At 36.6% G+C, this 21,790-nt stretch carries 20 protein-coding genes; 8 read left to right on the top strand and 12 right to left on the bottom strand.

From position 1 onward, the window contains the following. Positions 1–97: 97 nt before the first annotated feature. The 3 genes from NMK36_RS25220 to NMK36_RS25210 form a co-directional block, all read right to left on the bottom strand. On the bottom strand, positions 98–1,282 hold the full coding sequence (locus NMK36_RS25220) for an NAD(P)/FAD-dependent oxidoreductase (protein WP_254174908.1): 1,185 nt from the start codon (positions 1,280–1,282) through the stop codon (positions 98–100). Between the two features lie 75 nt (positions 1,283–1,357). Then, complete coding sequence (locus tag NMK36_RS25215) at positions 1,358–1,861, bottom strand: hypothetical protein (protein ID WP_254174907.1); 504 nt, start codon at positions 1,859–1,861, stop codon at positions 1,358–1,360. A gap of 417 nt (positions 1,862–2,278) precedes the next feature. Then, positions 2,279–3,391 carry an IS630 family transposase gene (locus NMK36_RS25210; RefSeq protein WP_254172743.1) on the bottom strand — a complete coding sequence of 371 codons (1,113 nt, stop codon included), beginning with the start codon at positions 3,389–3,391 and terminating at the stop codon, positions 2,279–2,281. Between the two features lie 244 nt (positions 3,392–3,635). Between NMK36_RS25210 and NMK36_RS25205 the strand changes: the two genes are divergently transcribed. Next, complete coding sequence (locus NMK36_RS25205) at positions 3,636–4,244, top strand: cytochrome b/b6 domain-containing protein (RefSeq protein ID WP_254174906.1); 609 nt, start codon at positions 3,636–3,638, stop codon at positions 4,242–4,244. Here the strand turns inward: NMK36_RS25205 and NMK36_RS25200 are convergent. The 5 genes from NMK36_RS25200 to NMK36_RS25180 form a co-directional block, all read right to left on the bottom strand. Beyond that, positions 4,184–4,687 (bottom strand): DUF3226 domain-containing protein, encoded by a 504-nt coding sequence (locus NMK36_RS25200; protein ID WP_254174905.1) that lies wholly within the window; start codon positions 4,685–4,687, stop codon positions 4,184–4,186. The genes NMK36_RS25205 and NMK36_RS25200 overlap by 61 nt on opposite strands. Positions 4,688–4,690: 3 nt before the next feature. Continuing rightward, on the bottom strand, positions 4,691–5,824 hold the full coding sequence (locus NMK36_RS25195; protein WP_254174904.1) for an AAA family ATPase: 1,134 nt from the start codon (positions 5,822–5,824) through the stop codon (positions 4,691–4,693). Positions 5,825–5,944: 120 nt separating this feature from the next. After that, positions 5,945–7,033 (bottom strand): S1 family peptidase, encoded by a 1,089-nt coding sequence (locus NMK36_RS25190; RefSeq protein WP_254174903.1) that lies wholly within the window; start codon positions 7,031–7,033, stop codon positions 5,945–5,947. A 33-nt stretch (positions 7,034–7,066) separates the two neighbouring features. After that, positions 7,067–7,708 (bottom strand): COP23 domain-containing protein, encoded by a 642-nt coding sequence (locus tag NMK36_RS25185; protein ID WP_254174902.1) that lies wholly within the window; start codon positions 7,706–7,708, stop codon positions 7,067–7,069. 110 nt (positions 7,709–7,818) lie between these two features. Further along, a complete protein-coding gene (locus tag NMK36_RS25180; protein ID WP_190515494.1) occupies positions 7,819–8,262 on the bottom strand; it encodes a helix-turn-helix domain-containing protein in 444 nt (147 codons plus the stop codon). Between the two features lie 213 nt (positions 8,263–8,475). Here NMK36_RS25180 and gatA point away from each other — a divergent pair, with 213 nt between their 5' ends. Then, a complete protein-coding gene (gene gatA, locus NMK36_RS25175) occupies positions 8,476–9,936 on the top strand; it encodes an Asp-tRNA(Asn)/Glu-tRNA(Gln) amidotransferase subunit GatA (RefSeq protein ID WP_072717956.1) in 1,461 nt (486 codons plus the stop codon). Between the two features lie 40 nt (positions 9,937–9,976). Here the strand turns inward: gatA and NMK36_RS25170 are convergent, their stop codons facing one another. Next, positions 9,977–10,873: a calcium-binding protein gene (locus tag NMK36_RS25170; protein ID WP_072717957.1), complete on the bottom strand. Its 897-nt coding sequence runs from the start codon at positions 10,871–10,873 to the stop codon at positions 9,977–9,979. Between the two features lie 145 nt (positions 10,874–11,018). Between NMK36_RS25170 and NMK36_RS25165 the strand changes: the two genes are divergently transcribed. Then, positions 11,019–12,326 (top strand): hypothetical protein, encoded by a 1,308-nt coding sequence (locus NMK36_RS25165; protein WP_254174901.1) that lies wholly within the window; start codon positions 11,019–11,021, stop codon positions 12,324–12,326. A gap of 61 nt (positions 12,327–12,387) precedes the next feature. Here the strand turns inward: NMK36_RS25165 and NMK36_RS25160 are convergent, their stop codons facing one another. Both NMK36_RS25160 and NMK36_RS25155 read right to left on the bottom strand, forming a co-directional pair. Beyond that, positions 12,388–13,059, bottom strand: coding sequence for a response regulator (locus NMK36_RS25160; RefSeq protein WP_072717959.1), 672 nt, complete (start codon positions 13,057–13,059; stop codon positions 12,388–12,390). Positions 13,060–13,103: 44 nt separating this feature from the next. Continuing rightward, complete coding sequence (locus tag NMK36_RS25155; RefSeq protein WP_072717960.1) at positions 13,104–14,168, bottom strand: sensor histidine kinase; 1,065 nt, start codon at positions 14,166–14,168, stop codon at positions 13,104–13,106. Positions 14,169–14,532: 364 nt separating this feature from the next. Here NMK36_RS25155 and kdpA point away from each other — a divergent pair, with 364 nt between their 5' ends. The 5 genes from kdpA to NMK36_RS25130 are packed head-to-tail and all read left to right on the top strand — an operon-like array spanning position 14,533 to position 20,418. Continuing rightward, positions 14,533–16,215: a potassium-transporting ATPase subunit KdpA gene (gene kdpA, locus NMK36_RS25150; protein ID WP_254174900.1), complete on the top strand. Its 1,683-nt coding sequence runs from the start codon at positions 14,533–14,535 to the stop codon at positions 16,213–16,215. A 38-nt stretch (positions 16,216–16,253) separates the two neighbouring features. Next, positions 16,254–18,320: a potassium-transporting ATPase subunit KdpB gene (gene kdpB, locus NMK36_RS25145; protein ID WP_437126745.1), complete on the top strand. Its 2,067-nt coding sequence runs from the start codon at positions 16,254–16,256 to the stop codon at positions 18,318–18,320. A gap of 41 nt (positions 18,321–18,361) precedes the next feature. After that, complete coding sequence (locus NMK36_RS25140; RefSeq protein ID WP_072717963.1) at positions 18,362–18,631, top strand: potassium-transporting ATPase subunit F; 270 nt, start codon at positions 18,362–18,364, stop codon at positions 18,629–18,631. A 48-nt stretch (positions 18,632–18,679) separates the two neighbouring features. Next, complete coding sequence (gene kdpC / locus NMK36_RS25135; protein ID WP_072717964.1) at positions 18,680–19,258, top strand: K(+)-transporting ATPase subunit C; 579 nt, start codon at positions 18,680–18,682, stop codon at positions 19,256–19,258. Between the two features lie 2 nt (positions 19,259–19,260). Further along, positions 19,261–20,418 (top strand): sensor histidine kinase KdpD, encoded by a 1,158-nt coding sequence (locus NMK36_RS25130; protein WP_072717965.1) that lies wholly within the window; start codon positions 19,261–19,263, stop codon positions 20,416–20,418. Here NMK36_RS25130 and NMK36_RS25125 read toward each other — a convergent pair. Continuing rightward, positions 20,415–21,767, bottom strand: coding sequence for a Fic family protein (locus NMK36_RS25125; RefSeq protein WP_083579901.1), 1,353 nt, complete (start codon positions 21,765–21,767; stop codon positions 20,415–20,417). The two genes, NMK36_RS25130 and NMK36_RS25125, sit on opposite strands and share 4 nt — an antisense overlap. Between the last annotated feature and the right edge of the window lie 23 nt (positions 21,768–21,790).

Below are 21,790 nucleotides of genomic sequence, written 5' to 3'. Positions count from 1 at the left end.
CTCATTGTTACAAAAGTTAATCCAATAACTAACACATTTTGAGAATAAAAGCAAGTTTTTTCTAAGATTCACCAAAATAGAGTGGCGCATTCACTCTTTACCTGATCAATTTCATCAAACGTAAAGGGGATAATTGGGTGATGATTGGATCGGGTTGTCCTGTGATAAAATTTGCAAACCGTTGAGCTAAGGGGGGAATAAAAACTAAAGGATTACTAAATCCTGAAAAAATATGGATTTTGTCAAAGTTACCAACAGCACCAATCAAGGGTAAACTATCGGAACTAAAGGCTACTAAACAATGATAGCAAGTTGCGGGTAAATTTGCCAAGGCTGGTAAAATTTTAATGATTTCCTGACGAATCAAGGTTTCACTTTCGAGGAGGTTCACTTGAGCATTAACATCGCTGAAAGCACGGGAAGGTTGACCCATTCTAATTCGACCGTCTAGCAACTGAGCGGCACTTTTATCCACAATAAATGGTGTTAACTCATGACCCGGTTTTTCCCATAAAGGTTCTAATTCCGGTTGCGTTGATTTGGCTTCAAGTTGAAAACGTTCCATTGACGCCGACATGACAATTGTTTGTAATTTTAAATCGACGGGGGGGGTTTCTAAAATTTCAGTATGGGTAAAATAAATAGGAATTGAAATTCCGGCATTTTTTAAGACCGGGCGACTTAACCCTCCTGCACAAATGGCGATATTTTCAGCTTCATATTGTTCTAAATGAGTTGTGACTTGAACCGCTTGATTTTGAATCGGATAAATTTGCAAAACTTGATCAAAAATTTGATTTCCTCCTAAACTTTTGAACCTTTTAATATAAGCTTTATTTAGATGTTCGGGAGAAACTTGACCATGACGAACTGTAAATGCTCCACTCATCCCTTGAGGATTTAATAAAGGTTCTAATTTACAGGCTTCTTCAACGGTGATAAATTGAGGAGGTGTAGCAAAATAGCGATACTTTTGGGCTATCAATTCTGGATCATCATCAGGATTTACGACTAAAATTAAATCGAGTTCTCTTAACTGTGTATTGATTCCTAACTCATCGGATAAAATCTGATGACGTTGGCGACCTTCTTCACATAAAATCCGGGTTAGTTCCGTTGTTCCTGACCAATATGCTAAACCGCCATAACTATAACGAGTTGCACCATCTAATATCGGATTTGGGTCTAATAAGAGTACCTGAAATCCTTTTTTAACTAATTCATAACTGAGTGCAGAACCGGTAATTCCAGACCCAACTACAATCCAATCGTAAGCGTTCATGGAATCTCTGTGGTAGTAGTGAAATTGTAACCAGACTCATAATCTACTATACAATAAATATGGCTGGTTAGATATTTATTTTGGCAGATTAATGGGTCGATAAAGAATCGTTTTTCCCCGTCGTTGTCCTGAATCTTCCCATCCCCACTGCTTCAATTCTCCAATTCGATTTAAGGTTGTAATATAAGGTGCGGAGACTCCTAAAATTTTTCCTAACTCTTTTGCTGTTTTTAAATCAGTTTCTCCGGGTTGAAATTCAGTGGTCTTAACTTCCTCCCTAGAAGAAGGTTCAATGACAGGGTTAATCGCCTGTTCTAAGTCATTTTGTAAATATTCATTAATTGAGGATTCTATCAGATCAATAATTTGAGTTTTGAGATATTGTTCAAAATGGGATTCAATTTGTACCCGTACATATTGAATGATTAACCCTTCTAAATTTAGAAGAGATTGGGAGTTTTGAACAGAATTTGCTTCTAAATATTGATGAATCAATGTGCTTAAGACTTCTGTGATCGTTTTTCCCCGCTCTTGACATCGGGCTTGGAAACTCAGCCACAGTTCTCGCTCCAGACTCAAAGAGATTACTACTTGATTCGCAGATAAATTATGAAATTGCTCAACCAAAGATTCTCACCTTCTACAAAAGTTGATTCGCTTAAAAATAACTTGTATTTTACTGGAATGAATCAAAGGGTAATATTTTTTTATATTAATCTAGTTTAACAAAAAAAATGATTCAATCAGTTATTAGAAATAATTTTAATTAATTCTGGGCATTAATTTAGAATAGAACTTGATTTAAAAGGCCAATCCAAGCATATATTAAGGGTTACACCTTTTTTTGAAAGATACTTTTTGATAAAAATTATCAATTATTGGGTTCAGGCTACAATCTTTCAGATGCTTTTCTTGACTCGGAGTCTCTATCTAACCCAGCTTAGGACTGAATAGCACGAAGAAGGTTTGTGTTAGTCGTGATAAGCTGTTGTGTATTTAAACTGTGATTATAGCATTACCTTTGTTTTTAAGTTTACGTCCCCATTTAATAGATAACTGTCCTTCATTTAAAAGCTGATGTAATAAACACTCTAGCTCATCAACTGATTTAAAGAGTCGATGAGCTATATATTCTTTAGCTGAATGCCAGACTAATTCAATTAAATTATAATCTGGACTATATGCTGGAAGAAATTCTAAATAGACATTCGGCATTTCTGCTTTAATTTTTTCTAGGTACTCTTCTTTTTTGTGAAAACTTGCATTGTCAAGAATAATCAGGATCTTAGCTCCTTTTTCTACAAATTCTTCTGCTTGATTTCCCGCTAATACCCATTCATAAATTAGCTCTTGATAAAAACTTTTTAACACTTGATAAAAATTATCTGCATTTCCTTTATCCAGAAATTCTACAAATCTTTTTTTATCCGAGTACCTCAATCCTCCCATCACATTAACTCTTCCTTTCCTCCTGTCTCCTCTAATCTGTTTCCTCTTCCCTTTTTTACACCAATTCTTTCTTTTTATCACTCTTAAATTAAATCCACTTTCATCCCAAAACCATACCTGTAATTGTTCTGGACTTTCTTTTGCTATTTTCAAATATTCTTCTATTTTATCTTTAAATAATTTTCTTTTTTCTGGATCTCTTTTCTCTTCTAAGCTATACTTTGCCCACAAATAAACATACTTTTTTTCCTTTAATATCTTTCTCACTTGTGAACTACTTAATTTGATTCCTGTGATTTGTTCTAAATAAGTTGCCAATCTTTCTCCTGTCCATCTCCCAAATTCATATCCTAATTCTTCCGGTTCTTTTTCTACTGTTTCTAATAATATCTCTATATATTTGTCTGTGGCTTTTCTATAATTTCCTTTCATTCTTTCATCTTTTAGGCTTTCTAATTTGTCAGGGTCTCCATGTACACACCAATAACATACTTTGTTTAATGAGCAGCCCAAAAACTTGGCAATTTCACTTTGCTTTTTACCATCATTTAGCAATAATAAAATCAAGATTCTTTCTCGGATTTGTCCATTTTCTTCCTCTTTCAATCTTTTCTGTAGTTTCTCTACTTGCTTTTCATTTAAATGATTTTTAGCAGGCATCTTTTGATTGATTTTTCTAAACTTGGTTTTTCATTATACCCTATTTAGATGCTTAACAGCTTAGAGTTCCAGCCCCTAGTCTGAAAATAGCCTTTGGGTCTGATCAGAAAACTCCCTGAGATTGAAATTTAAAAGTAAAAGTGTTTATAATACATAACAGCTTTTTCGGGTCAAACTATGATTCATTATTGATTCATAATTTATCCCAAATTTATCCCAAATCCTCCTAAAAAATTGTTGAATAATGGCTCAATCACAACCTTACCAACCTCTATTTTTAAGACTTTCTCACGCTTTAAATGCGTTTTTAATTTTAGGTGCTTTAGTCACTGGATTTCTAGTTTATGACAGTTATGATCGCCGTTTTGGTGGGTTAGGATTAACTCAAGAAAACCGCAACTTAATTGATATTCATGGAACCTTTGGATTTTTCCTTTTGTTTGTCTATATTATTTTTGCTGTCTATAGTTTAATTGCAGAAAGAAAACGACTAATTCAAGGAAATACCCTACAAACCTTAACACAAATCAATAAACCTGTGTGGTGGTATACCCTTCTTCGCCTGAGTAATACCCTAGCGTTAATTGCAGCCGCATTCTCGGTTATTTCAGGAAAATTTCAGCAAGAAAATTGGCTCCCTAATGGAGAATTTAATCACCTGTGGTATTTTGTTCATTTAATCGCTTGGGTCATTATTTTATTTTCCATTTTACTTCATGTTTTAATGGTTGTTAAAGTCGGTGGTTTCCCTTTAATTGTTTCTATGTTTAAAACCAACTATAAACCTCAAGATCATCCTAAATTATGGTTAAATAATATTCGAGATTGGTTTAACCGATTTTTAGATAAATAGTTTTTATTCTTTAATGCCAAAGATTCTGGTTCTGCAAGTTCCGCACAGAAATCTTCCAACATACCAGAATCTTGATTATTAGGCATCAGCCAAAATCCAAGCTTCGGTTTATCTGTAATCCTTTCAATTACTGTTCCATTAACGTCAGGATTGTTCGGAAATACATAGCTATAATGCCTCAGTTTATCTTTTATACTTTGCCATCTGCCCTGAACTGAAGAAGGATGGTCAGCATCAAGCATAACACCTATTACTTCAGGAGGGTTAGGGCGTATAATCAAAGCATTTAATCGCTTTAAAACGCCGTCATCTGAACCACATTCATAGATACCAAAAGTATTAGAAACGCAATGATTTCTACATAAAGCCATAACAACATGACAATCATTAATTCCTTCAACCAGTAAAACTTTGTCTGTATCTTGCTTACAAATATCTTTCATGATTCATCGCACCTCAACATCCATATCAATAGCATCTGTAAGTGTCTCAGATTCATATTCTGTTGCTTTAATTAACCCATTTTTAACATCAAGTCTGAAGAAAGCCCCCAGGGTAGGATAGTGATTCCATACCTGGTCAAAACCTTTGATACAATCACGGCTGTGAGTAGTTGCAAAAACTTGAACATTCAGTTTATCTGATAGCTGAAAAACAATATCCCAAACTTTAGGTTGCACACTCCAATGTAATCCATTTTCAAATTCATCAATTAATAAAATTCCATTTTTAGCATTTACTAGAGCAACAATTATATGAAACAAACGAGTTATCCCGTCCCCCATACTTTTGAGAGGTAATGGTTCATCTATGCCTTTAAGTTTCACTAAGGGAATACGGTTATTTCTACCTTTATTCATGTCCTCTACAAAAGCTACTCCAGTAACACGGTCGTCAATCAGACGAAGCGCGGAAATAATCTCCGATTCTAAATCAGTTAAACTGGTTAAATCCCAAAGAGTAGCTAATTTACGATTAGGCATATTTTCTGTCGAAACCATCTGCCAGATGTATTTGAAATCAGATTCCTGCCTTGCATAAAGAATCCTAGAGCTATTACGTCTCATATTATCTCTTATATCACTATCTAACCTAAAAAGTCTTCTTGTTCTTTCCCCTTCTTCTACTACGAGAAAAACTTCAACATTAGATAAGTCTTCATCAAATTTTAGATCAGAGATGGGAATTTTCCTTATTGTGCCTTCTTCATCATTTTTTTCCTGATATGCTGCGACACCTATATGGAGTTTTAAGTTTGAGGAGACTTCTCCAAGACAAATGCCATCTTCTCCTATTTGGGGCAATTTATGTCCAAAGAAAAGATGCCGCAAAGGATTAGCGATAAAATTTTGAGAATATGATTGAGCCTCGCTAAACCAAGTTTCTTGTCTAAACTCTACAATATCAAGCAAGACTGTAGAAGAAGCATTACTGGCATAGAGTTCTACTGCTTCGAGAAACGTACTCTTTCCCGCATTATTCTTACCAACAATCAGGTTGACACAACTCAGTTTTTTAACTTCAAGGTGTTGAAATAGTCTAAAGTTATGTATCTCAAAAGACTCAAGCATATCAGTCATCAATAAAATACCTTGAACTTTTAATTTTATTCTATATCGTTCTTATTAGTCAAGCCTTACTTCTAAATAATTGATTACTGCTTCCAAACTAAAAGTAATATAACCCTTCTAATCAGAAAATTAATTTTGGCAAACTAAATTAATTTTTAAATTATCAAAATTAGGATAATTGAGAGGATGGATCAATGCAGAAAAATGTTGATCTAATACAGAAGCCGATAAAAATAATTCTACTGAAACTGAAGACTGATTTAATTCGGGGATAGATGCGATCACCGATTTAATAGGAATTGCAAAGGCTAATTGCACCATTTTTTCGCGGATTTCAGGAGTCGGTAAAGAACCATCTTGATAAATGTAAGGATCTCCCCAAAGGGGATAGGCGTGCATTCCATTAATTCCAATTACTTTCCCTTGGGAATTCAATAATGGCCCCCCACTCATGCCTTTTTGAATGGGATTCGTATAACCAATGGTATACCCCTGTTGAATTGCTTTTTCCGAGATTAGAGAAACCCGACCTCGTGTTAAATGCAGTCCTAATTTAGGTAAAAATTCAGGTTCATTGAGTTGAAAAAATTTAGAAGAGAAAGGTTTTGATAAAATCAATAATTCAGACTGAGTTTTTGAAATTTGGGTATGATTTTTAATTTCTATAGCATTTGGATCATTAGACGCTTCTAACCAGGGAAAACCCGCCCCAAATACCTTGTCTCCCGGTTGAATTGCAGGAGAGAGTTGTAAATTTGCGATCGCATAAATCCGAGTCTGGCTTTCAAACTGTAATAAAGCTAAATCCTGACCCGAAAACTTTCCATTAGAAATGGGATAACTGGAATAAATTTTACCATCAGGCGTTTGAATTGAATAGGGTGGGTCACTGGGGTTTAAAATATGTTGATTGGTTAGAACAGTGTAAATATTTCCCTGTTTTTTGACTAAAATACCTGACCCCCAAGCGGAACCGGATAAAATTTTAACAGTAATTTTTTGAGCAATTCGTTGAAGTTCGTTAGGAGAACAAACTTGACAAGAAATATCCCAACAATTCGATTTCACTGAAAACAGAGTTGAAGGATGATCTCGAACCTCTAAAGTAGAAGAAGTTAAAAAAACATCAGAAAAAATAAGTATTGGTAGCGTGATTAAACAACTGCCAATACCCGTTAGTATTTTAAGTTTTCGAGGAATTCCAGAAGGATAAACCATGATAATTGAACTCAAAATCAATCGCTTTTTTGTTCAATGCTGTTCATCTAATCGAACTGAATCCGATACCGAAACACTACCTTTATCCTCAATATATTGATTAAGATCCAAATAAAATCGACCCTTACTTTCCTCTAGGGGGCCAGCACTTGCATTGGCTCGAAGATCAAATAACTGTTGTAATGTACGATTGGCATTTTGTTCCGGTTTCAACGTAAATAAAACACCCAAGCAAGGCCCTTCTTGACGATTAGAAACACAGATAACAGGCTGTTGATTCACCCGTCCTGTAGTCACATAATTTAATAAGCCTCGTTCATAAAATTGTTGGAATTTTGAAGACACTTGACGACAGCGAGTTTCAGGAACATAACCAGCATCATCAAAAATTCGAGAAACCCACCGGATAACCGGAAAAGTGCCCCGTGAATTCTTAACAAAAGTTGTCGGAATTCCATCAGAACTTACACCACAATAAAACTGTTGTCTAACCCGTTCAGCATACTGATAATTAGGGATTTCAACTTGATTTTGTTGACAACGATTCCAATTTCCAAAATCGCAGGAACTATTCGGAGATAACTCTCGTCCTTGACTTGCAGAAGTTAACGCGAAAAAAGTGCTAAAAGCCATCGCGCTCATCTGTAAACTTTTGAGAAAAATTGAGTTTTTCATATTCGTTTTATTCCGAATCACGGATACAAAAATATAAAAGATTACAAGGGAGGAATATTACCCTTAAAACACTGATATTCCAGGCTTTAGTCCCGATCATTCAGGGTTGTTCACTTCCTCCAATTCACTCCTAAGCGTTTGAGATAATCCCAACCTCTTTGCGGCCAAACGTGATCACGACCTGTTTTATGAGCAATCCATTCTGCTACTTTTGGCCCAGACCAAGAGCCTCCATCGGGTGCGGGCCCTTGCAACGCTTCCATCAATTCTTGTTGTTGTCCTGAAGTCAGTAGAGATTTTGCCATTGGGGGTTGGCGTTCTCGGCTGCGGTTCTTGATGGAACTTGGCCCCTCATGGTTGTAGCGCCGGATAATTTCTTTGGCGTAATCGTAATTTAACCCCACAATATCCGCCGCTTGTTTGATTGTCCAACCCCCCCCTACAAGGTGAAGCAGGTGCCATCGACGAGCCTCAGTTGTATCTCGTGCTTGACGATAACGAACTTTTAGGTCTTCGAGCGTCAGATGGGGTTCTAAGTGAGCTTTAGGTGGCATTCCTCCGATATAGCATCAGGAAAGTTGGTTAATCTATCCCAACTTTTTATGCTTTTCCGGATCGAACAGAGAATTTTTATCCGACACACCGCAGTTAACAAGTTAACCGGAGGAGTTAATAGGAGTTAACAGGCAAGATGCCTGTTCCACAGACCTCCCCTTCCTCTGGTAAACTCAGATATGGGTATTTAAGAACAAGAGGAAAAGTAGAGTATGGCATCCATCCGTAAGTTGCACCGACAACTGATCAAGAAAGAACGCTCCGCCGTTGAGATCACCCAGGAGGCATTGGATCGGATTGCACAACTCGAACCTAAATTAAAGAGTTTTCTTTGTGTAACGGCAGATCGAGCCTTGGAACAGGCGCGTCAAGTGGATGCCAAAATTGCGGCGGGGGAAGAAATTGGTCTATTAGCTGGTATTCCCATCGCCATTAAGGACAATATGTGTACTGAGGGAATTCGGACAACCTGTGGTTCCAAAATTTTAGAGAATTTTATCCCTCCCTATGAATCCACTGTCACCCAGAAACTCGCTGCGGCTGGGGCTGTAATGGTGGGAAAAACCAACCTCGATGAGTTTGCGATGGGGAGTTCTACGGAAAACTCAGCTTATCAAGTGACCGCTAATCCTTGGGATCTCGAACGAGTTCCGGGGGGGTCTTCGGGAGGGTCAGCCGCAGCCGTTGCAGCCGAAGAAGCGGTGGTTTCCTTGGGCTCCGATACGGGGGGTTCCATTCGTCAACCGGCTTCCTTCTGTGGTGTCTTGGGACTTAAACCCACCTATGGATTAGTCTCTCGCTATGGGTTAGTTGCCTATGCCTCATCCTTGGATCAAATTGGGCCCTTTGGACGGTGTGTAGAAGATGTCGCTATTTTATTACAAGCGATCGCCGGTCATGACCCAAAAGATGCTACCAGTTTAAACCTTCCTGTTCCCGATTATGTTTCCGCCCTTAAACCGACCTTAAGAGCAAAAAGCGGGATTAAAATTGGGGTAATTAAAGAAACCTTTGGGGAAGGATTAGATCCGATTGTTGAACAAACCGTTACGAAAGCAATTAGTGTTTTACAGGAATTAGGAGCAGAAATTCAGATTGTTTCTTGTCCTCGATTCCGTTATGGTTTACCGACTTATTATGTAATTGCTCCTTCGGAAGCCTCTGCAAATTTAGCCCGTTATGATGGGGTGAAATATGGGTTCCGTCATCCTGATGCAGAGAATTTAATTGAAATGTATCAGAAAACCCGGGCGCAAGGATTTGGGGCGGAAGTTAAACGCCGAATTATGGTAGGAACCTATGTGTTATCGGCGGGATATTATGACGCTTATTATTTGAAAGCACAAAAGGTGAGAACCTTAATTAAGGAAGACTTTGATCGAGCGTTTAGTCAGGTGGAAGTGTTAGTTTGTCCGACTGCACCTTCAACGGCTTTTAAAGCAGGTGAAAAAACGGCTGACCCGTTAAGTATGTATTTATCGGATTTAATGACAATTCCTGTGAATTTAGCGGGTTTACCCGGAATTAGTGTTCCCTGTGGTTTTGATGATCAAGGATTACCCATTGGGATGCAATTAATTGGGAAACCGTTAGGGGAATCTCGATTATTAGAAGTTGCTAATGCCTATGAAAAAGCAACAGATTGGCATAATTATAAACCCAAGGGAATTTAATTAAACTGTGGGGTGGGTTCGCCCACCTTTTTCTCATTAACTAAACAGGAGTTGCTGATAAATTTAGGAGATAATTTGTGTTTCCTTCTACTGAAGAGACTCGTAGAAAATATGTACCCCTCGGTAATTGGTCAATTTGAATCGATTCTGGGGTTAAACCTAAATTAGCAGAACTCGCAATAATTTCATTACTTTGAACGGCTTGATTTCCATTCAAATCTTGAATTAAATCTAAATCTAAATTAGCCTTCATTTGATTCATGATAGCACTAAAATCACTCTTAAAATTAGGAATAATAAATTGATAAATATCAACCGGGTCAGCATCAGTAACTAAACCAATAATTGTTTGATCACCTAACAGAATATCAATATCAACGGCTTGAGTCAGATCATCTTTTAAAGCCGGAGGTGTTCCTAATCTTCCGTCGGCTAACCCTTGCTGCCAAAAATGTTCAAATAAGGTGTTATATAGTCCTGATTCTAATTCTGATCTAATTTCAGGATATCGAGTTTGATAAAAGTCAGTATCAAAAGCTAAACTAGGATTTCGCCCTTCGTATTGTCCGTGCAGAAAAAAATGTTCAAAGGGATTAATTTCTGCTCTCAGGAAAGCACCTTTGACATCGGAATATCGTTCTAAATAATAGAATGGATCAAAAAAGGGATTCGGAGAGCGCAATTCAAACTGACCATAATTAATAAAATGTTCAACAGGTGTCAGAAATCCTTCTTCTATTTGGGCAGATAAATCGGGATTAGACTTCTGATAATATTGACTATCAAAGATAGCATTAGGTTCATAACCTGATTCTTGACCTATCTCGATAAAATGATCAAAAGCTGTATCAAATTCTCCACTTTCAATTGTTTTAGCAACATCAGGATATTTGGCAAGATAAAATTCTTCATCAAACAAGGTTTCTAACGTTAACATTTTTTCACAACCTTCCGATTATTTACTTCTGTCTTAAGTTTACTATAACAACAGTAACCCAATTTTCAAAAAAACAGTAATAATAGAATTATCCAGAGAAAATCACCTCTGATGAAATTGGATGAGTGTTGAGTAGGAGAAACCAATGGTTCTTAATCCTAGCATCATCAATGCCGTTGAAAAATTGGGACATCGTGTTACCAGTGGCGATGTAGCCACTCAAGCGGGAATTGATGTTAATATCGCCCAACGAGAACTTCTAGCTCTAGCATCGGAAGCGGGAGGTCATTTACAAGTTGCTGAGTCAGGAGATATAGCCTTTGAATTTCCCCAAAATTTTCGGGCTATTCTGCGGAATAAATATTGGCAATTAAAATTAAAAGACTGGTGGGAAAAAAGCTGGGAAATTTTATTTTACCTGATTCGGATGTCTTTTGGAATTATTCTAATTGCATCGATTATTCTAATTATTTTTGCTATTATTGCAATTACCATTGCCATTAGTTTTAGTCAAGATAATGATAGTTCAGGCGGAAATGATAGCAGTATTGGCTTCTTTCCGATTAGTTGGTTTATATCGGATTGGTGGTGGTTTTTTTCTTGGGATACTAATAATTATCAACGCTATGATTCTCCCCAGAAAAAAAATGATAAAAAACGGATGAATTTTTTGGAATCTATTTTTTCTTTTATGTTTGGAGATGGAAATCCGAATTATAATTTAGAAGAACGAAGATGGCAAACGATTGGCAGAGTTATTCATAATCAAAAAGGAGCAATTATTGCGGAACAAATCACCCCTTATTTAGATGAAATCGGGAGTTCAGTGGCTCAAGAATATGAAGATTATATGTTACCGATTTTAGCTCGATTTGATGGCCGACCAGAAGTGAGTCCAGAAGGACAATTAATTTATCATTTTCCCGAATTACAAATCACAGCGCAAAACTCCAAAACTCAGCCTGTCCCTGCTTATTTAAAAGAAAGAAAGTGGCGTTTTAGTTTAGCAACTTCTGGACAAGTTTTAGGAGCAATTGGTTTGGGTTCGGTTAATTTAATTGGCGCATTAATGTTGGGAAGTTTATTAAAGACTCCTGAAATTGCTGGATATTTAACCGGATTTTTAGGGTTTGTGCAATTTATTTATCCCATTTTATTGATTTACGGTATAGGATTTTTAACGATTCCTTTGATTCGATATTTTTGGATTCAAGGAAAAAATAAAAAGATTGATAATCGCAATATTATGCGACAAAAAAGAGCTAATATTTTAGCTCAGGGAGGTTCGATTTTAAAGAAAAAAATCAATTATGCTGGTCAGTTTGCTAAAAAAATTGTGATTCATCAAGATAATTTAGCTTATACGACTGAAACTGATTTATTAGAACAGGAAATAAAAAATTTGGATCAGAGTGATGCAGAATGGCAAAAGCGTTTAGATGAATCTGAATAATGGTAAAATAGACTGAATTAAACTTAATAAAACTTGAATTTTATAAGACTTAAATTAGGGCTCATGAAGGTTTAGAAATCAATCCTTTCTGAATCGCTAGAATTGCAGCTTGGGTGCGATCGCGTACTTCTAACTTTTGTAAAATAGCATGAACATGACTTCTAACTGTTCCTAATGTAATATGAAGTAAATTTGCAATTTCTTGATTCGTTTTCCCATCAGCAATTAAGGCTAAAATTTCTTGTTCTCTTTGGGTTAAATCATGAGCAGCGATCACTGTATTTTGGGTTTCTCCTGAGCTAGTATTCTCAAAAAATGTCCGAATTTCTGCCGTTACCGTTTGATCCCACCAAGAGGCTCCAGCAGCAACAGAATGTAAGGCTAAAATTAGTAAATGAGGTTCAATTCCTTTTAAACAATACCCGGATGCACCCGCTTGAATTAACCGTTCAATTAGGCTTTTTTGGAAATGAGAAGTTAAGACTAAAATCGGAATTTCAGGGTGGTTTTGTTTGATTTGACGACAGGCTTCTACGCCTCCAATTCCAGGTAATCCTATATCTAATAATACCACATCTGGTAAATATTGATTTGTTAATTCAACGGCTGTTTCTCCATCAGTAGCTTCGCCAATAATTTTGATGTCGGCTTCTTTTTGCAAACGAATATTTAGTCCTAGACGAAATAATTCATCATCTTCAACTAATAAAAGTCTTAATAGGTTTGATTGCATTTTTTTTATAACTTTTTTAAAAAATTTAAGTGTTACAGTTGAATTTATCCCTGAGCCAGAGCCGGAAGGCGAAAACAAAACATTGCCCCATTGGGGATTTTGTTTTCTGCCCAAATTATACCTCCATGGGCTTCAATAATTTGTCGAGTTAAGTATAATCCTAATCCTGAGCCTTTCGCTTGGCGATCGCTATTTCCTTGATAAAATCGCTCAAACAAATTCGGCAATTCTTCGGGGGTTATTCCTAGACCCTGATCCCAAATTTTCACCACTTGAAAATGAGCTTCAGACTCCAATATTACTTCAACCCGACCTCCACGCGGAGAATGATTAATCCCATTAATTAATAAATTACTAAAAACGCGCTGGAGTTGCAGTTGATCGCCTTTGACCCAGAGATATCGGCGAAAATTAGAATCTTGATAACTTAAATTAAAATAAATTCGCCGGGTTTCTGCTAAATTCGTTAAAGTTGCGATCGCTTCTTCTGCAATTTCAACTAAATTAATCGGTTCTAAATTTAGTTTTAATCCCTCCGTATCATTCCGATAAACATCCAATAAAGTTTGAACTAACTGTAAGCTACTTTGGTGAGAACGCAACATCATATCGAGAATTTTTTCTTGAGTTGAATTAATATCACCAAACTGTCTGTTTTGAAAGGATTTTAGCATTTCAATTGCCCCTAAAAGCGGTGTTTTTAAATCATGAGTCAAAGTAGACGCAAAATCTTCTCGAACACTGGCTAGTTTTTGATGAGCTTGGAGTTGAGCTTGTTGTTGAGAAATCGCTTCTTCATAGCGACGAGTGCGATCGCTTAACCAACCTGTAACAATTAAAGCAAAAACTACAATTATTCGATTAGCAACTGTTGCTGAATTATTAATTTCAGCAAGGGGAAAAACTAAATTTAATAACGTTAATAAACAAGCAGATACAGTTACTTGTAGCGTAATCATCCGATTTAAACGGGGGTGAGCTAATAAAATCGGAACCGTATAAAGATAACCAAAAACATAGTCTGCGGGAGTCGTATATTCTAATAAAATCACCACCGCAAAGAATCCTAAAATTAACCAATGAATTTTTAAAGGATTTTTTAAAGTCATAACTGATTGCTCAATTGATTGCTTTTTTTAATCTAACTTAAAATCACCGTTGAAAGTGAACTATAGCAATCCGCACCTTCGAGACAGAGGTTGTAACATTTTATCGTAGGGGTTGAGTTTTCTAACCCTATTAGGATCTGGGTTCGGAGGGACGCTACCCCTACATTTTTTAGGATTGTTATATATCTCTAGTTATACTCATCTATATCAAGAAGTTTATGAGTTCAGATGGGGGTAGCTACATATCTATTATATTTTGGGCTTATATCATTTTCTGCTCAAAATTATACTTTTTGTTAGATTGCTTTTTCGAGAAAAAGTAAAATAATACGATTAAATTCAGATGTAAATCTCTCTCATATTTATGTGGCAAGGATTTTTTCAAATTGCCCTAATATTAGGACTATTAGTGGTTATTGTTCCTATTTTTGGAACCTATATCGCTGATGTTTTTTTAGGGAAAAAGACTCTTCTTGACTTTATACTCAATCCCCTGGAACGCCTGATTTATAACTTCAGTGGAGTTCATTTTCAATCCAATATGACAGGTTGGCAATATGCTAGGGCTATACTTTTGAGTAACTTATTGATGGGAGTTTTTGTTTATATTATTATTAGTTTGCAAGGAATTTTACCCTTAAACCCAATGCAATTAAATGCTCCGCGTTGGGATTTAACCTTACATACAACCATTTCATTTTTAACCAATACGGATCAACAACATTATTCCGGTGAAAATACCCTCAGCTATGCCAGCCAGGTACTCGCATTAGGGTTTTTAATGTTTACTTCAGCTGCGACAGGTTTAGCCGTTTCTATCGCTTTTATTCGAGGATTAACAGGCAGATCATTAGGGAATTTTTATATTGATTTAACCCGTTCTATTACTCGGATTTTATTACCTATTTCTTTAATTGGAGCAATCATTTTATTAGCGTCAGGTGTACCTGAAACCTTGGCAGGGTCGCAAATTGTTACCTCCTTAGACGGAGGAACACAAGCGATTGCACGGGGGCCTGTTGCCCATTTTGAAATTATTAAACAATTAGGAGAAAATGGGGGAGGTTTTTTTGGAGCAAATTCAGCCCATCCCTATGAAAATCCCAATGGGTTTTCTAACTTAATTGAAACCTTAGCAATGGTTTCTATTCCTACTTCTTTGATTTATACCTTTGGAATTTTGATCCAAGATAAAAAACAAGCCTGGTTACTCTTTGGAATGGTATTTTTAATCTATTCCGGCTTCATTATTATTACCGCCCTAGGAGAATTTCAAGGAAACCCAATTGTTAATAATTTTCTCGATCAACAAGCACCCAATTTAGAAGGAAAAGAAATCCGGTTTGGTTGGGCAGAAACAGCATTGTGGGCTGTTACCACAACCGGAACGATGTGCGGTGCTGTTAATGGAATGCTGGATTCATTCATGCCAAATGGGGGTTTTTCTACTTTATTTAATCTGTTTTTACAAATTGTTTGGGGAGGACAAGGAACTGGAACAGTCTACTTATTTATTTTCCTGATTTTAACAGTGTTCTTAACCGGATTAATGGTGGGAAGAACCCCAGAATTTTTAGGGCGAAAAATTGAGAAACGAGAAATTATTCTCGCCAGTGTAATTTTACTGGTTCATCCCATTGGGATTCTAATTCCTGGTGCTATTACTCTCGCCTATCCTCAACTTTCAGGGATTTCAAACCCCGGATTTCATGGCATTTCCCAAGTAATTTATGAATACGCTTCCGCCGCTGCCAATAATGGCTCAGGATTTGAAGGATTAGGGGATAATACGATTTGGTGGAATTTGAGTACCAGTGTTGTGCTTTTAGCCGGACGTTATATCCCAATTGTGGCTTTATTACTGTTAGCAGAAAGTCTGTTAAATAAACAACCCGTTCCCGAAACTCCGGGCACATTAAAAACAAATTCTCTCCTATTTACCAGTGTGACAACGGGAGTGATTTTGATTTTAGGAGCCTTAACATTCTTACCTGTTTTAGCATTAGGGCCAGTGGCGGAAGCCTTTCAAATTGCTAGTTTCAAATAATCTCATTATTTTTTATTAAATACCCCTTCAATTTTATGATGCAAACTCGCTTAAATAAACGACAACAAAAAAAGCAAAAAAAAGTCAATACAAAAGGACTTTATCAACGGGCATTTCAAGATGCTTTTAGCAAACTTGATCCGCGATACATGATTAAAAATCCTGTGATGTTTGTCGTTTGGTTAGGAACAATAATCACAGCCTTATTAGTTCTCGATCCCAACTTATTTGGAACCGTTAAAGGAGAAAATAATCGCTTCTTTAATTTTCTCGTGACCGTGATTTTATTGTTAACCCTTCTGTTTGCAAATTTCGCTGAAGCGGTCGCAGAAGGACGGGGAAAAGCCCAAGCAGATTCCTTACGTTCTACAAAAGCGGAAACCACCGCCCGCAAATTATTACCCGATGGTTTGATTGAAGAAATTAGTTCCACATCGTTAAAAAAAGGAGATCAAATTAAAGTTATTGCTGGAGATATGATTCCAGTAGATGCTGAAGTAATTGCGGGAGTTGCTTCTGTCGATGAATCTGCAATTACTGGCGAATCTGCCCCGGTTCTAAAAGAACCTGGAAGCGATATTGCCAGTTCTGTAACGGGAGGAACTCGGATTATTTCTGATGAATTAATCTTGCGGGTGACATCGGAACCAGGAAAAGGATTTTTAGACCGAATGATTGCTTTAGTTGAAGGGGCAGAACGGACAAAAACCCCAAATGAAATTGCCTTAACGGTGTTATTAGCCGTATTAACTGAAGTTTTTTTAATCGTAGTTGCTACGATTTCACCCCTTGCTAATTACGTTCAAACTCCAGTTAGTATTGTAATTTTAATTGCTTTATTAGTGGCGTTAATTCCCACAACAATTGGGGGTTTATTAAGTGCAATTGGCATTGCTGGAATGGATCGGGTGGCTCAATTTAATGTTGTTGCCACATCGGGACGGGCTGTAGAAGCCTGTGGGGATATCAATACTTTAGTCTTAGATAAAACCGGAACCATTACTTTAGGAAATCGACTAGCTGAAGAATTTATTCCGGTGAATGGTCATAGTCCAAAAGCTGTTGCTGAAGTCGCACTCGCTGCGAGTATTTTTGATGAGACACCGGAAGGAAAATCGATTGTTCGACTTGCAGAAAAAATGGGTGCAACGGTTAATTTTAATCGAAAATTAGCCGAAGGAATTGAGTTCTCTGCTAGAACTCGTATGAGTGGTACAAACTTACCTGGTGACAGCGAAGTTAGAAAAGGGGCAGTTGATGCAATTAAGGGATTTGTTCGATCTCGCGGAGGTCAACTAACGACTGATTTAGATATCGCTTATCAGCATATTTCTCGTTTGGGTGGTACACCTTTAGCAGTTTGCAAAGACAATGAATTGTATGGAATTATTTACCTAAAAGATATTATTAAACCGGGAATTAGAGATCGCTTTGCTCAACTGCGACGTATGGGAGTGAGAACCGTAATGTTAACGGGAGATAATCGGATTACGGCTGAAGTTATTGCTCAAGAAGCGGGGGTAGATGACTTTATTGCAGAAGCCACTCCAGAGGATAAAATTTCTGTGATTCAACGGGAACAATCCCAGGGTAAATTAGTAGCGATGACGGGGGATGGTACGAATGATGCTCCGGCGTTAGCTCAAGCAAATGTCGGGTTAGCAATGAATTCGGGAACTCAAGCTGCAAAGGAAGCTGCGAATATGGTTGACTTAGATTCTGATCCTACAAAGTTGATTGATTTAGTCACCATTGGTAAGCAATTATTGATTACTCGCGGAGCGTTAACTACTTTTTCTATTGCGAATGATATTGCTAAGTATTTTGCGATTATTCCAGCGATGTTTTCATCAGCAGGAATTGGGGGTTTAAATATTATGGGGTTAGCCAGTAGTCAATCGGCTATTTTATCCGCCCTAATTTATAATGCTTTAATTATCCCCGCCTTAATTCCTTTAGCCTTAAAAGGGGTTAAGTTTCGCCCCGTTAGTGCCAATAAATTACTTAGAGAAAACATTTTAATTTATGGATTAGGAGGAATTATAGCACCCTTTATTGGAATTAAAATGATTGATAGCATAATTGCTATTATTGGTTTAACATAATAATAAACCAGATTTTGATAGACAAAAAATAGGAGTAAAAAATGAAAAAAATAGATGAATTTAATTCAAAATTAACCCGTAAATTCAAAGGAATAATTTCCTTAATCAAAACTAAAGGCAAACCCAACCTTTTACCCCTTTCTTTATTTTTCCTGTTATCCTCTAATTTAATCTTTGCTCCCATTATTTATGCAGCAACAGGAGAAGAGATAACTCGCAAAGCAGCTTGGGCTATTGGGGTTTTAATTTTAGTAACGATAGCCATTGCTCTCTACTTATTGGCTGTAATTTTACAACCTGAACGGTTTTAAAAACCAGTCAAATTCTTAAAAAATGTACTTTCAATTTCAAAATATACTATGTTTAGAGATTTGTTAACCGCCATCCGCACTACCCTAGTTTTATGGGTTTTAACGGCTATTTTATACCCGGTTTTGATTCTAATAATCGGTCAATCAATTTTCCCATTTCAAGCCAATGGAAGTTTGATCAAAAATCCGCAAGGAGAGATTGTGGGTTCAGCTTTAATCGGTCAAAATTTTACCTCTAATCGTTATTTTATATCCCGTCCAAGTAGCGTTGATTATAGTCCGGTTAACGAGGGTTTAGCAACGGGAATTTCAGGAGGAAGTAATTTAGCACCCAGTAATCCCGATTTGTTAAAAAAAGTAACAGCACGAATTGATCAACTCCAATTTAATAATATTATTCCAACGGCGGATTTAGTTTATTCATCGGGTTCTGGGTTAGATCCTCATATTAGTATTCAAGCCGCAAACGCCCAAATTCAACGTGTGGCTAATGCGCGTTCTTTAAATCCTAATCAAGTGGAAATTCTCGTTAACAAAAATACTGAACATCGATTTTTAGGAATTTTTGGAGAACCAGGAGTTAATGTTATGAAAGTTAATTTAGATTTAGATAACCTATCCAATTAACGATGATTAATAGCAGTGAAATTGATGCTCAAAAAAATTCCCCTGAATCTTATTATCAAACCTCCTCTCGAAATCAAGGGAAACATAAAATTTTTATTGGGATGTCTCCTGGGGTCGGTAAAACCTATCGAATGTTAGAAGAAGGACATCAATTAAAAGAAGAAGGAATTGATGTTGTAATTGGGTTATTAGAAACCCATGGACGGGAAGAAACCGCAGAAAAAGCAATCGGTTTAGAACTTATCCCTAAAAAAACGGTTTTTCATCAAGGAATAACCTTATGGGAAATGGATACCAATGCAATTTTAGCTCGTCAACCTCAATTGGTTTTAGTGGATGAATTAGCTCATACTAATGTTCCGGGTTCTATCCGAGAAAAGCGTTATCAAGATGTGGAAATTATTCTTAATCATGGAATTAATGTTTATTCAACCGTGAATATTCAACACTTAGAAAGTTTGAATGATTTAGTCGCAAAAATTACAGGAGTTATTGTTCGAGAACGCATTCCTGATCGTCTTTTAGATGAAGCGACGCAGGTTGTGGTCATTGATGTTACCCCAGAAACGTTACAAGAACGCTTAAAAGAAGGTAAAATATATGCACCTGAAAAAATTGAACAAGCGTTACAAAATTTCTTTCAACGTCGTCATTTAGTGGCGCTGCGAGAGTTGGCTTTACGCGAAGTTGCTGATAATATTGAAGAATCAGCAGAAACGACTGAAAAAGCTTTATTTTGTAATGTTCATGAGCGAGTTTTAGTTTGTATTTCTACTTATCAAAATTCCCCCCAACTTTTGAGGCGAGGATTACGTTTAGCGAATGTAATGAAAGCTCGTTTATATGGGTTATATGTGGAAAACCCAGAACGTTTTTTAACAAAAGAAGAAAGTTTACTGTTAGAAACTTGTCAAGATTTAATTAAAGAGTTTGGGGGAGAATTTCTTCGGGTTAAAAGTTATAATGTCTCGGAAGCGATCGCTCAAATTGCTCACCAATATCATATCACTCAAGTTGTCCTCGGACATACGCGCAAATCTCGTTGGGAATTGTTTTGGAAAGGCTCACCCGTTCAGCAATTGTTAAAATATCTGAAAGGAGTTGATATTCATATTATTGATGGTGAAAAAACATTGAATTCCTCCTCTTCATTAGATTAGAGTTTCAATCTAGCTTGTAAGTTGGCTGGAGCCAGATAGAGAACTGTTTTCTGATTTTTAGATTTAGCGGCTATTAATAAATCTTTATTCACTAATTTATTAAGATAGCTTCTGGCAGTATTTTCGGTGATCCCAAAATCGATGGCGACTTGTTTTGAAGTAAATTCTTTACCGGGTGTTCTGAATGCTTCTTTGAGGATTTCTAAATGACCTCTGCGTAAAGTTCTTGCAATAGGACTTTTATCAATCCAATCCATAAATTCATAAAAATCTTGTTTTTTTCTGCTCATATACTCATACAATGATTTCACTGCTTTTTCTATGGTACTAATCTGATTATAGAGAAAATAGGTGAGATCAAAATCATCAGTTTCAGTGTAAATAAAAGCTTGATCATAATCTCCACGTTTTTCTTGTATGAGTTTGCTAATCGAAACATATTGAAATAGCCAATAACCTGACCGCAGAATACTCCAATAGAAAATAGCTCTTGCCGTTCTACCATTACCATCCCCAAAAGGATGGATATATCCTATCATAAAATGTAAGATAATAGCCTTGATGATGGGATGAATAAAATTACTATAATCATTGGGAGCGGGATCATAATTTGCAAAATCACACAAATTTGTTAATCTAGCTTCGAGGGTTTTCCAGTCAGGAGGATAAAAAGTATTCTCATTGTATAAATTAGAAACAAAAATATTATTGTTTTTTCTAATTTCCCCTGGTGTTGCTTGATTTTCTATGGCTTCTTCTGTTGCAATTCTATGGAGTTCTAATATCAATTCTAGGGATAATTTCTCATCTTTTTTTTCAACCGCTTTTTTCATCAATAAATAATTATTGAGGATCATCTGTTGAGATTTATCTTTAGGGGTGAGATTTTTTTCCAGCATTTCCTTTGCAACTTCACGAGTTGTTGAAGCTCCTTCAAGTTGAGAGGAAGTTATCGCTTCCTCTTGCATTAAACTTTTGACGAGATAAGGATTTTTGGGAGGAGAAGATCCGAGAATACTATTACTATTCTCTCGACTTCCCCCGGTCATTGTATCAATCCCATAGAGTTGAGCAAACAGTGAGTCTGGTACACAATAACTAAAGCAGCGATTGCCTTCAGCTTTTAATAATGGGAAGTTTTTAGTAATTGCTTTCCGTGCAATTTTAGTGGCTATCCATGCAGCTAATTCGTTGTCACCCGGCTTGACTCTCCATTTAAAATCATTCCAATGAAAATACCTTCCTTTGGAATCTGTTGCTCCATATTTTCCAAGTAACGGTAGAAATTTTTCGGCTTCAACCTCTTGTAATAGCAAAATGAGAGGCTTAGGAACTCTAATTCTTGCCATAGAGAGTATTTCTCACTCAATTC

The sequence above is a fragment of the Planktothrix pseudagardhii genome (assembly GCF_904830925.1).
GTDB lineage: Bacteria > Cyanobacteriota > Cyanobacteriia > Cyanobacteriales > Microcoleaceae > Planktothrix > Planktothrix tepida.
This window is presented reverse-complemented; position numbering and strand designations above follow the sequence as displayed.